General features: G+C 63.4%; 10 protein-coding genes. 7 read left to right on the top strand and 3 right to left on the bottom strand.

All coding sequences use genetic code 11. The annotated features are described in order from the left end of the window. On the top strand, nt 1-1346 hold a 1346-nt coding region (locus tag EBQ26_RS12380), incomplete at its 5' end, for an IPTL-CTERM sorting domain-containing protein (protein WP_122239545.1). An 85-nt stretch (nt 1347-1431) separates the two neighbouring features. On the opposite strand, the gene EBQ26_RS12385 is transcribed toward EBQ26_RS12380, so the two are convergent. Beyond that, on the bottom strand, nt 1432-2736 hold the full coding sequence (locus EBQ26_RS12385; RefSeq protein ID WP_122239546.1) for an IS4 family transposase: 1305 nt from the start codon (nt 2734-2736) through the stop codon (nt 1432-1434). Between the two features lie 270 nt (nt 2737-3006). Here EBQ26_RS12385 and EBQ26_RS12390 point away from each other — a divergent pair, with 270 nt between their 5' ends. Next, nucleotides 3007-3255 (top strand): hypothetical protein, encoded by a 249-nt coding sequence (locus EBQ26_RS12390; protein ID WP_147474066.1) that lies wholly within the window; start codon nt 3007-3009, stop codon nt 3253-3255. Next, nucleotides 3252-3446 (top strand): (Na+)-NQR maturation NqrM, encoded by a 195-nt coding sequence (nqrM, locus tag EBQ26_RS12395; RefSeq protein WP_122239548.1) that lies wholly within the window; start codon nt 3252-3254, stop codon nt 3444-3446. The genes EBQ26_RS12390 and nqrM overlap by 4 nt, the downstream gene beginning before the upstream one ends. A gap of 207 nt (nt 3447-3653) precedes the next feature. On the opposite strand, the gene EBQ26_RS12400 is transcribed toward nqrM, so the two are convergent. Both EBQ26_RS12400 and EBQ26_RS12405 read right to left on the bottom strand, forming a co-directional pair. Beyond that, a complete protein-coding gene (locus EBQ26_RS12400; protein WP_122239549.1) occupies nt 3654-4256 on the bottom strand; it encodes a histidine phosphatase family protein in 603 nt (200 codons plus the stop codon). 77 nt (nt 4257-4333) lie between these two features. Then, nucleotides 4334-4894, bottom strand: a complete 561-nt coding sequence (locus tag EBQ26_RS12405) for a helix-turn-helix domain-containing protein (protein ID WP_122239550.1) — start codon at nt 4892-4894, stop codon at nt 4334-4336. A 367-nt stretch (nt 4895-5261) separates the two neighbouring features. Between EBQ26_RS12405 and fdnG the strand changes: the two genes are divergently transcribed. The 4 genes from fdnG to EBQ26_RS12430 all read left to right on the top strand — a co-directional run. Next, nucleotides 5262-8330: a formate dehydrogenase-N subunit alpha gene (gene fdnG, locus EBQ26_RS12415; protein WP_147474067.1), complete on the top strand. Its 3069-nt coding sequence runs from the start codon at nt 5262-5264 to the stop codon at nt 8328-8330. A 10-nt stretch (nt 8331-8340) separates the two neighbouring features. Then, complete coding sequence (fdxH, locus tag EBQ26_RS12420) at nt 8341-9348, top strand: formate dehydrogenase subunit beta (RefSeq protein WP_122239552.1); 1008 nt, start codon at nt 8341-8343, stop codon at nt 9346-9348. Next, nucleotides 9341-10051, top strand: a complete 711-nt coding sequence (locus EBQ26_RS12425; RefSeq protein WP_122239553.1) for a formate dehydrogenase subunit gamma — start codon at nt 9341-9343, stop codon at nt 10049-10051. The genes fdxH and EBQ26_RS12425 overlap by 8 nt, the downstream gene beginning before the upstream one ends. A 308-nt stretch (nt 10052-10359) precedes the next feature. After that, nucleotides 10360-11583: hypothetical protein (locus EBQ26_RS12430; protein WP_238944364.1), on the top strand; the 1224-nt coding region annotated here is incomplete at its 3' end.

Here is an 11583-nt window from a genome sequence, read left to right on the forward strand (position 1 = left end):
CGCCCAACCCCGTGCCCAATGGCGGCAATGCCACCTGCACGGTCACGGCCAACACGGGCTACACCTTCACCAGCTTCAGCGGCGACTGCACGGGCACGACCTGCACGCTGACGAACGTGACCAGCGCCAAGAGCGTGACGGCCAAATTCACCGCCAAGGCCACGACCCACGCCATCACCGCCACGGCCAACCCGGCCGCTGGTGGCACGGTGAGCTGCACGCCCAACCCCGTGCCCAATGGCGGCAATGCCACCTGCACGGTCACGGCCAACACGGGCTACACCTTCACCAGCTTCAGCGGCGACTGCACGGGCACGACCTGCACGCTGACGAACGTGACCAGCGCCAAGAGCGTGACGGCCAAATTCACCGCCACGGCCACGACCCACGCCATCACCGCCACGGCCAACCCCGCTGCCGGCGGCACGGTGAGCTGCACGCCCAACCCCGTGCCCAACGGTGGCGATGCCACTTGCACGGCCACGGCCAACACGGGCTACCCTTCCAGCTTCAGCGGCGACTGCACGGGGGCGACTTGCGCGCTGACGAACGTGACCAGCGCCAAGAGCGTGACGGCCAACTTCACCGCCGCCGCCACGACCCACGCCATCACCACTGCCGTCAACCCCGCAGGCAGCGGCACGGTGAGCTGCACGCCCAACCCGGTGCCCAACGGCGACGATGCCACTTGCACGGCCACGGCCAACGCGGGCTTTGTGTTTGACAGCTTCAGCGGCGACTGCACGGGGGCGACCTGCACGCTGACGAACGTGACCAGCGCCAAAAGCGTGACGGCCGCGTTCAAGGACGTGCGCCGCCGCTTCGAGGGCACGACGGTGCCGCCCAGCGGCGCGGGTGCCCCGGCGGTGGCCACCTTCACCGGCGGCGGGGCCAACTGCCGCTTTGATGCGGGCAGCACCGCCTTCATTGCCGCGCCGGTCGCGCCGCCCAGCGGGCAAAGCCTGCCGTATGGGGCCTTCCGCTTCAAGCTCACGGGCTGCGATGTGGGTAGCGAGGTGACGATGAGCGTGCAATGGCCCGGCGCGGTGGATGGCGCGCTCAAGTACGGCCGCGCCAGCAGCAGCGCCACGGCAGACAGCTATTACGCGCACCCGGGCATCAGCACCAGCGGCAGCGTGACCAGAATCACCTTGGCCGACGGCGGCCTGGGCGATGCGGACAACGCGGCCAATGGCGAGATTAGCGACCCGCTGGCCGCCACCACGGCCATTACCGCCGGCCCCATGGGCGTGACGGCCGTGCCCACGCTGGGCCACTGGGGCCTGATGCTGCTGGGCCTGGCCGTCGCCGGCCTGGGCGCGCGGCGCTTGCGCAAGGCCGTCTGAGCGGCCGGGGCCAAGGAAAAGCCGGCATGGGCCTGAACCCACGGTCCCGGCCCTGAGAAAAAACCGCCCTTCGGGGTAATGCCGTTCACTTAACAGCACGAACCTGCTTGAACGGATAGCGAGCAGGGGGCTTCTTCACAACACGGGGGCATTGTCGCCCCCGTCGTTGTTTGGGCAGCAGTTGCTCACCCAGACGCTGGCGTAACCGCAGCAAGTGCTTGGGCAGCAATCCCGGGCTGATGCTCGCCAGGCTGAGCCACTCGTAGCGCATGTAGTTCAACGCCACCGTGAAGCTCAAGTCCGTCGGCGCCACACCCTCTTGCCTGGCCACTTCGGCCATCTCCAGCCGAATCAGGTTGTAAGCGAGCAAAGCACCCCAGACCTCCTGCATCACGGTTTGCGGCGTGCCGCTGCGCAGCGTCAGCCCACTGCCAAGCAACTCCTGCTTGAGTTCTCGGTAGCTGGTCTCGATGCGCCAACGCTGCTCATACTGCTGCGCTATCTCCTGGGCGGGCCAGCGCTTGGCGTCGAGCAAAGATGTCAGCAGTATTCGACGCTGGCCTCTGGCAGAGACCGTCTCGATGGCACGGGCCTGCCAAAACTCGGGCAACAGCGGGTTGGCCTTGCGCGCTTGCGGCGAGACCTTCATCTGCACCAGATAGTCCGATGGATCATCTCCCAGGCGCTGCCAGCGGCTGTTGCTCCTGGCAGGAATCAGCCAATGACGGGCTGTCCCGGCACTTTGCACTTGCAGCAAGAGCTCGGCACTGAGAAAGCCCTTGTCAAAGACGGTCAGGGAGTGATCCTCGATGGCTGCCAGCAGGTCTTTGGCATGGCGCATCTCGTTCTTGCCATACTCGCCAAAGACGGCATCGCGCACCAGGTGGGTGCTCAGCGAGGTCAAGGTCAGCAGGCGCATCTGAGGGTAGCTGGCCACAGCGCCCGAGGCGTACTCTTGCGCGCCGAAGTGCTCACGGTTGTCCTGGGTGTCCGCCGTTCTGAGCGTGCTGCCATCGACAGCGTAGCGGGCCAGTCCCCGCCAGCTTCTGCCTTGCTGATGACGCTGATCCCAGACCGCGGCACTCATGCCAAACAGCTGCGACAAAGGCTCCTGCCCCAGGCGCTGGCGAGCCTGGGTCAAGGCGCTCTTGGCGATGTCGGTGTTGATCTCATCGGGTAGAGCCAGATCCAGGTCGGCAACGACTTGCGCCATGGATTGGTGGCGGTACATCGCCAGGGCAATGACCAGCCAGACCACCCGCTCGGCAGGCAACTTGCGCTTGCGCACACTGGCGCAGCCCGTGGTTGCCAGGGCCTGTGCTATCCATTGAGGGTCAAGGTTGCGGGTGAGTGAGCCAAAGTCAGGGTAAAGGTGGTGTTTGCGGGGCATCTGTGCCAAGGAAAAAAATGACTTGGCAGAAAGTGTGCCGCAGATATCCAACAAAAATGCCGTTCACTGGGTTAAGTGAACGGCATTAGCCCTTCGGGGCGGTTTTTTCTGGCGCTGGCTGGAGGGGTTGGTTGGGCGGGGCCCCGCCTGGGGCAGGTGTCAGCATTGCAGGGCGGGCGCTTTTGATTTCATAGCAAGCTTTGAATAGGGACGGGCGATGAGGCAGGTTTTTGGCCTGTGCCGTGGCCCGCAGGGCTTGCCGCTTCAGCCGTGGCTCACGCCTCGGCCTTGCAGGCCGATGGCCTGTCCACCCTGCTGATGGCGCTGGGGCCAGAGGTGGGCCACGACTACGCCAGCGCGTACGGCCCGGCCGCCTTGTTCATCACCCGCACGGGCGAGGACAAAAACGAAAACAAAAACGAAGGCGAAAATGGCGGCTTTGCCTCCCGCAGCACGGTGGCCTTTGATGGCGCCTTTAATGCCACTCTTCCCCCATCCGTTTCTGGAGAACAACCATGATCTGGCTCTTCACCCTCATCTTCATGCTGCTGGTGGTGGCCGGCATGGCCATTGGCGTCATGGCCGGGCGCAAGCCCATTGCCGGCTCCTGCGCCGGTCTGGCCAATAGCGTGGGGCTGGATCACACCTGCCATTGCGGCAAGGCCCCTGGCTCTTGCGGCAAGAATGCAGCAAGCGAGCTGGGTGCTTGAATTCCATATCAAAGGGCATTATTTGAAAGAAATTTGCTATACGTGCGTTGCCAAAATAGGGGTGTAAATTTTTCCTTTGATTGGCAATGCATTTTTCCGGATTTCCAAATCAAATCGTCGATAAAAAATGGCTTATGGCCTGATAGGCGTGCCGTAAGCCATTTTTTGCATTTCCCCTGATTTGGAAACGGTGAGGCGTGACGGCTGCTACAACCCCCATTCGCTCGCTGGCAGGCATTGCCCGTAATCGATGCTGTGCCGGGGCCATTGGGCGGCGCTGTGCAGGCGGCCGCCGGGGTGGCTTTGCAGAAACGCCAGCGCCTTGCATACGCCTGCATGGGTGATCCATAACTGGGGCGCGGGAGTGTTTTGGGCTTCTCGCCGGGCGCGGCGCTCGGCCCGGCGTTCAGCAAGGTAATCGGCCACCAGGGCGGTGACGCGATCCAGCACATCTTGCGCCGATTCGCGCCCGCCGAAGCGGTGCGTGGGGTAATCCGCCACCCAGGCATCGACTGCCGATTGGGGGATGCAGCGCCAGGGCGTCATTTCCCAGTGGCCGAAATCCATTTCATTCAGGCGGGCATCGCTGCGCGCAGCAGGCAAATCAGGCCGCAGTTCGGCCAGCGCTTGCGCCAGCGCGCGGGTGCGCTCACGTTCGGACGTGGTGATGCGGCAGCCCGGCGGCAGCCACTGCGCCAGCGCCTGGGCGCACTGCTGCACGTGGGCGGGGTCGGTGGGCACTTCGCTGGCACCGTAGCAGATCGCTTCGGGCAGCACCACCCGGGGATGGCGGGCAATCCATAAAGGCATGGCGGGGTAGGGCAGGCAAATAACGCTGCAACGCGTTCGTCAATGCACAAATGCGCGAATGCGTTGAAAAGCCGCAGTTATAGCTTGCGGCCCAGGCGTTTTTCCACCTGGCGCTTTTCCCACTCGGGCCCCATCGGCCAATCGGAAAGACGCAGGCCCTTGATGAGCAAGGCCAGCCCCCAGCCCAGCGCGGGCCATTGCGCCCACCAAAGCCCGGGCGAGGTCAGCGCATCGATGACGAAAAGCGATGGCATCACCAAGGCATACACCATCGCATGGCGGTAGAAGGCTTTGAGCCTGCGCACATGGCGCAGGGCGAGGGCTTCTTCCTGCTCGGCTAGCGAAGGTGAAGCGGATGGGGCGGGTGCGTGGGTTGATGCATGGGGCGCAGCATCCGGCTCGGCGTGGGGCAGGGCGGCGGTTGGTGGCGAGGCAAAAGGGGCGGCGGCAGGCATGGCGGTTTCTCCTTTGAGGCTGTGAAAGTCCACTTCAAACACGGCAGCCAGTGCTTTCAGACTCTCCACGCTGGCGCTGTGGCCGTTTTCCAGCCGCTGGATGGTGCGCGTGCTCAGCCCGCTCAGCTCGGCCAGTTGTTGCTGCGACCAACCGCGTTGCAATCGAAGTTTCTGAATGTGCATAAAGACTCCTGTGAACGGGCCGCTACTATCGCCAGAATCGCGGGCGACAGGCAAGGTCAGCAGGGCGACAGGCGGGCGACAGTGCAGTGCCACCGGCGGTTGGGTTTAGGGAAACCACCGCTTCACGCATCAGATTGAGCAGTCCATCATGGCCGGACTTGATGGGTGGGAGCCTTGCTACTGAGGCGTTTGTGGGCAATGGCAGAGTGAGTCACTCGGTCAAGTGTGCGGTGCGTGAAGGAGTGCCAGGCCATTTCTACAATGTCGCCCCTTCGTGGCAAAGCGGCTCAAGCGGATACGGTGCTGGCCGCTGCCGTGACAGCAGAAAAATAAAGAGATCTTCTGAACCTTTTGAAAGGTCAACCCCATGATGAACGTCTCCAGGCGCCAGTTCATGCAAGTGACTGGCTCGACCCTGGCGGGCTCCAGTCTGGCGCTGATGGGCTTTTCGCCCTCGGAAGCGCTGGCGGAGGTGCGCCAGTACAAGCTTGCGGCCGCGCAGGTCACACGCCAGACCTGTACCTATTGCTCGGTGGGCTGCGGCATTTTGATGTACTCGCTCAGCGATGGCGTGCGCAATGCCAAGCGTGCCGTAATCCACGTCGAGGGCGACCCCGATCATCCGGTCAACCGCGGCACGCTGTGCCCCAAGGGTGCGGGTTTGCTGGATTTCATCAACAGCCCCAACCGCCTGCTCAAGCCCCAGTACCGCGCCCCTGGCGCGAGCGAGTGGACGGATCTGTCCTGGGATGAGGCGATGGATCGCATCGCCCGGCTGATGAAGGACGACCGCGATGCCAACTTCGTCACGCACACGGACGATGGCAAAGTGGTCAACCGCTGGCTGACCACGGGCATGCTGGCCGCCTCGGCCTCCACCAGCGAAACGGGCTACATCACCCACAAGGTGATGCGCAATTTCGGCCTTCTTGCATTCGACAACCAGGCGCGTGTCTGACACGGCCCGACGGTGGCAGGTCTTGCCCCGACGTTTGGCCGTGGCGCGATGACGAACCATTGGGTCGACATCAAGAATGCGGATGTGATTTTGATCATGGGCGGCAATGCCGCCGAGGCCCACCCCTGCGGGTTCAAGTGGGTGACCGAAGCCAAGGAGCACAACGGCGCCTATTTCATGGTGGTCGATCCGCGCTTCAACCGCTCGGCATCGGTGGCCGATTACTACGCGCCGATCCGCTCGGGCACGGACATCACCTTCCTGGGCGGGGTCATCAACTACCTGCTGAGCAACGACAAGATCCACAAGGAGTACGTGCACAACTACACGGACTTCAGCTTCGTCGTGCGCGATGACTTCGAGTTCGTCGATGGCATCTACTCGGGCTACAACGAAGAGACGCGCACCTACGACAAAACCTCGTGGGATTACGAGCGCGGCGCCGATGGCTACGCCGTGGTGGATCCGACGCTGCAACACCCGCGCTGCGTCTATCAGCTCTTGAAGAAGCACTACAGCCGCTATACGCCGGAGATGGTCGAGCGCGTGTGCGGCACGCCCAGGGAGAAGTTCCTGCACGTGGCAGAGAAGCTCGCCAGCACGGCCGTGCCGGGCCGCGCGGCCACCATCATGTACGCGCTGGGCTGGACGCAGCACTCCATCGGCGCGCAGATGCTGCGCACCGGCGCCATGGTGCAGCTGCTGCTGGGCAACATCGGCGTGGCCGGCGGCGGCATGAACGCGCTGCGCGGGCACTCCAACATCCAGGGCCTGACCGATCTGGGCCTGCTCTCGGCCAGCCTGCCGGGCTATCTGAGCCTGCCGCGCGAGCATGAGCAGGACTACGCCGGCTACATCGCCGCGCGGGCGCACAAGCCGCTGCGCCCCGGGCAGGTCAGCTACTGGCAGAACTACTCCAAGTTCCACGTCAGCCTGATGAAGGCCTGGTACGGCAAGAACGCCACGGCCGAGAACAACTGGGGCTACGACTACCTGCCCAAGCTGGACAAGGAGTACGACATGCTCCAGTACTTCCAGCTCATGAACGAGGGCAAGGTCAACGGCTACCTGGCGCAGGGCTTCAACCCGCTGGCGGCGCTGGCGGACAAGAACCGCGTGCGCAACGGCCTGTCCAAGCTCAAGTTCCTGGTGGTCATGGATCCGCTGGCCACGGACACCTCCGAGTTCTGGAAGAACCACGGCGAGTTTAACGACGTGGACGAGAAAGCCATCCAGACTGAGGTCTTCCGCCTGCCCACGACCTGCTTTGCCGAGGACGAGGGCGAGATCGTCAGCTCCAGCCGCGTGCTGCAATGGCACTGGAAGGCCGCCGAGCCGCCCGGCCAGGCGCGCACCGACATCCACATCATGTCGGAGCTGTTTTTGCGCATGCGCGAGCTGTACCGCAAGGAAGGCGGCGCTTACCCCGACCCGATCCTGCACCTGGACTGGCCCTACGCCCAGCAGCACGAGGCCACAGCGCAGGAAACGGCCATGGAGCTCAACGGCCGCGCGCTGGTGGATTTGACCGACCCGAAAGACCCCAGCAAGGTGCTGCGCAAGGCCGGGCAGCAAATCTCTGGCTTTGGCGAGCTGCGCGACGACGGCAGCACCGCCTGCGGCTGCTGGATTTTTGCCGGCTCCTGGACGGAGGAGGGCAACATGATGGCCCGCCGCGACAACTCCGACCCCACCGGCATCGGCAACACGCTGAACTGGGCCTGGGCCTGGCCGGCCAACCGCCGCGTGCTCTACAACCGCGCATCTTGCGACCCACAGGGCAGGCCCTTCAATCCGCACCGCCAGCTCGTGCATTGGAACGGCAAGCGCTGGACAGGTGCGGACGTGCCGGACTTCATCGCCACCTCCGCGCCCGAGGCGGGCGCTGGCCCCTTCATCATGAATGCCGAGGGCGTGGCGCGCTTCTTCTCGCGCAAGCTGCTCAACGAAGGTCCCTTCCCCGAGCACTACGAGCCGTTCGACACGCCGCTGGGCTACAACCCGCTGCACCCGAACAACCCCAAGGCCACCAGCTCGCCAGCGGCGCGGGTCTTTACGCCCATTTGGGAGACCTTCGGCAAGCCCGAGGAATTCCCCCACGTGGGCACGACCTACCGCCTCACCGAGCACTTCCACTACTGGACGCGCCATTCCATCATCAACTCCATCAGCCAGCCCGAGCAATTCGTGGAGATTGGCGAAGCCCTGGCCACATCCATTGGCGTCAAGGCGGGCGACCGCGTCCGGGTCAGCTCCAAGCGCGGCTACATCAAGGCCGTGGCGGTGGTGACCAAGCGCATCAAGGCCATGCAGATCGATGGCAAAACCATCCACCACGTGGGCATTCCCATCCACTGGGGCTTCAAGGGCGTGGCCAAGCCAGGCTTCATCGCCAATACCCTGACCCCCTTCGTCGGTGATGGCAACACCAACACCCCCGAGTTCAAGACCTTCCTGGTGAAGGTCGAGAAGATCTGAAGGAGTCCACATGGCATTGCAATCCCTGGACATCAAACAGCGCTCGGCCACCACCACGCCTTCGCCCCAGGTGCGCGAGCCGCGCTCGGGCGAAGTGGCCAAGCTCATCGACGTCTCCAAGTGCATTGGCTGCAAGGCTTGCCAAACCGCCTGCTCGGAATGGAACGACCTGCGCGACGAGATCGGCCACAACCATGGCGTGTATGACAACCCCATGGACTTGACGGCCGACTCGTGGACGGTGATGCGCTTTACCGAGTACGAGAACGAGGCCTCGGGCAATCTGGAGTGGCTGATCCGCAAGGACGGCTGCATGCACTGCGAGGACCCCGGCTGCCTCAAGGCTTGCCCCTCGCCCGGCGCCATCGTGCAGTACACCAACGGCATCGTGGACTTCCATGAGGAGCACTGCATTGGCTGCGGCTACTGCGTCACCGGCTGCCCCTTCAACGTGCCGCGCATCTCCAAGAAGGACAACAAGGCCTACAAGTGCACCCTGTGCTCGGACCGCGTGGCCGTGGGCCGCGAGCCGGCCTGCGTCAAGACCTGCCCCACCAGCGCCATCATGTTCGGCACCAAGCAGGCCATGACGGAACAGGCCGAGCGCCGCATTGGCGACCTGAAAAACCGTGGCTACGCCAACGCGGGCCTGTACGACCCCGCTGGCGTGGGCGGCACGCACGTCATGTACGTGCTGCACCATGCCGACAACCCCTCGCTGTACGCGGGCCTGCCCGATGCGCCGCAGGTCAGCCCCGTGGTGCGGCTGTGGAAGGGTGTGACCAAGCCGCTGGCCCTGGCCGGCATCGCCCTGGCCGCGCTGGGCGGCTTCTTCCACTACACCCGCGTAGGCCCCAACAAGCCCACCGAGCAAGATGAGGAGGAGGCCGACGCCCAGGCCCTGGCGCGCCGCCAGGCCGCAGGCATCGCCACCGAACACGCGCACCATGAGCACCATGCCCAGCACGTCCAGCACGCGCCGCACGCGCCATTGCAGCAGGAGGCCCGCCATGACTGAACACCATCGCCCCACGCCCATCGACTTCGCCGTGGACGCCGAGGGCCGTCCGGCCATCCAGCGCTACACGGCCAACGAGCGCAGCAACCACTGGCTCACCGCCATCAGCTTCGTGCTGCTGGCGCTCTCGGGCCTGGCGCTGTTTCACCCCTCCATGTTCTGGCTCACCAACCTGTTTGGCGGCGGCCCGTGGACGCGCATCCTGCACCCCTTCATCGGCATCGTGATGTTCCTCTCGTTCACCGTGCTGGCGCTGCGCTTTTGGCGCCACAACTTTCTGGACGGTAACGACATCCAGTGGCTCAAGCAGCCGGGCGACATGCTGGCTAACCAGGAGCACAAGCTGCCACCCGTGGGCAAGTACAACGCTGGCCAAAAGATCCTGTTCTGGGTGCTGCTGGGCAGCATGCTGGGCCTGCTGCTGACGGGCATCGTCATGTGGCGCGCCTACTTCAGCCACCTGTTCGGCATCGACATCATCCGCGTTGCCTCGCTGCTGCACGCCTTCTTTGGCTTCGTGATGATCTTCTCCATCGTGTTCCACGTCTATGCGGCCTTCTGGGTCAAGGGCTCCATCAAGGCCATGACGCGCGGCACCGTCAGCTACGCCTGGGCCAAGCGCAACCATCGCCTCTGGCACGACGAAATCGTCGCCCGCGAGCAGCGCCTGGCCGCCCAGCGTCAGGAGCGCACTGGTGGGTAAGGCTGCTTGAGCGGATTGTTCTAGATCGCACAGCTTAGTACCAAGGGGGAGTGATACCGTGCTCCCCTGGTTCTCTGACAGCGAGAATGGACTTTGGCAGGCTCTATGAACTGTAGGGCGGGGGAATCTTGCGCATTTAGAATGCCCGCCCCTAAAGATTGCTCATCCAGAGAGCTGTCTCCTGGCGCTTGCCGAGCGCTGTCAGATATGACGAGAAAGTCATGAAATCAGGGAGTTGCAACCTCCCTTTGCCCACGTATGTTTTGAAAACGTGGGTAGGTTTTAAGTTTCTCTATTTGAAAGCACGTATGCATCGACCCTGCTTCGTAATTAAAACCATGGCCTTTGCCACCGGTTTGCTGTGTGCCACAGGTGCTGTTCACGCCAAAACCTGGGTATTGACCACAGGTGAAACCAATGCAACTTATCGCAATGCCCTCTATGGCGCTTTTGAAGCGGCCTCTGGAGGCGCTGCCAATATGGTGGATGGGCGTACGCATTTGGCTGCGGGGCAAGCCACTCCCCTGACCTTGCCGGATGATGTCACGGTTATTGCTGTGGGTGTATTAGGCGCCCACGAGCCTGACCGTATGGCTGAAGTGATGGGCATGTTGGCTAATCCGGCACGCGACTTGACTTTCGTGTTCTTCAATGATGGAACATCTGCCAATAACAGCGATCACTCCGACCCCTTGACCAGTGGCGAGACGTGGAACAAAGCGATCAGTGCCGCTATGACGGTGCAACTGGGCTTGACAAGCCAGCCCATTGGTATTGATCTGGGGCGCGGCGTGGGCGGACGGTACTACCTCAACGAGACACTCCCCTATACAGGCTTTCCGGCCTCCCTGAGCGGTGGCGACTATGACACCTACACCAACGTCCCCGGTGCGTATGCCTTATACCTTGATGGCAGTCAGACGCCGCCTGCTACCAGCCCCGCCAATACTGCCAAGGTAGCTGCTTATGGGCTGTTCGCTCCGCGTGCCGCCATGCAAAACGGAAAATCCTGTGTGTTCGCCTTCGGCGATATCAGCCCCTTCTCGGCTGGTGTAAATCAGAGCATTAGCAGCCTGGCCCAGAGTATCGTTGCCGCAGCCTCAAGCGATACCTGCAACAAGCTGCTCACGCCAGACCTGGTTCCGACACTCACGCTTGCCACGCCCCTGCAAGTAGGCGGCAACGGCACGCTCACCGTCAAGGTGGACAACCATGGCCAAAGCGACAGCGCCGCTGGCGGCAAAGTCGTGGTCACTTTGCCAGCGCAAGCGCAAGTGGATGACACCGCATTGCCCACAGGCTGCACCAAACCGGCGCCCTCGGAAGTGGAATGCACACTGGGCGCCATCACCGCACAAAGCCACAAAACACTCACGCTGCCCATCACCATCGTTGGCTCTGGCGTGGACAGCACCTTCCGCTCCCAGGTGACAGGCGCCGCCGCCGACACCGGCGAACTGGCGCCCCAACTGCAAAACAACGGCCCCATTGAGCGCAAAGTCACCATCGCCGCTCCCACAGCCACCATCACC

Origin of the sequence: Allofranklinella schreckenbergeri (genome assembly GCF_003703475.1) — a bacterium.
GTDB classification, from domain to species: domain Bacteria; phylum Pseudomonadota; class Gammaproteobacteria; order Burkholderiales; family Burkholderiaceae_C; genus Lampropedia; species Lampropedia schreckenbergeri.

Bases quoted from the DNA above. Each gene is read 5' to 3' on its own strand.
- EBQ26_RS12400 (WP_122239549.1), bottom strand. From the start codon at position 4,256: ATGCCTTTATGGATTGCCCGCCATCCCCGGGTGGTGCTGCCCGAAGCG.
- EBQ26_RS12405 (WP_122239550.1), bottom strand. From the start codon at position 4,894: ATGCACATTCAGAAACTTCGATTGCAACGCGGTTGGTCGCAGCAACAA.
- fdxH (WP_122239552.1), top strand. From the start codon at position 8,341: ATGGCATTGCAATCCCTGGACATCAAACAGCGCTCGGCCACCACCACG.
- EBQ26_RS12385 (WP_122239546.1), bottom strand. From the start codon at position 2,736: ATGCCCCGCAAACACCACCTTTACCCTGACTTTGGCTCACTCACCCGC.
- nqrM (WP_122239548.1), top strand. From the start codon at position 3,252: ATGATCTGGCTCTTCACCCTCATCTTCATGCTGCTGGTGGTGGCCGGC.
- EBQ26_RS12425 (WP_122239553.1), top strand. From the start codon at position 9,341: ATGACTGAACACCATCGCCCCACGCCCATCGACTTCGCCGTGGACGCC.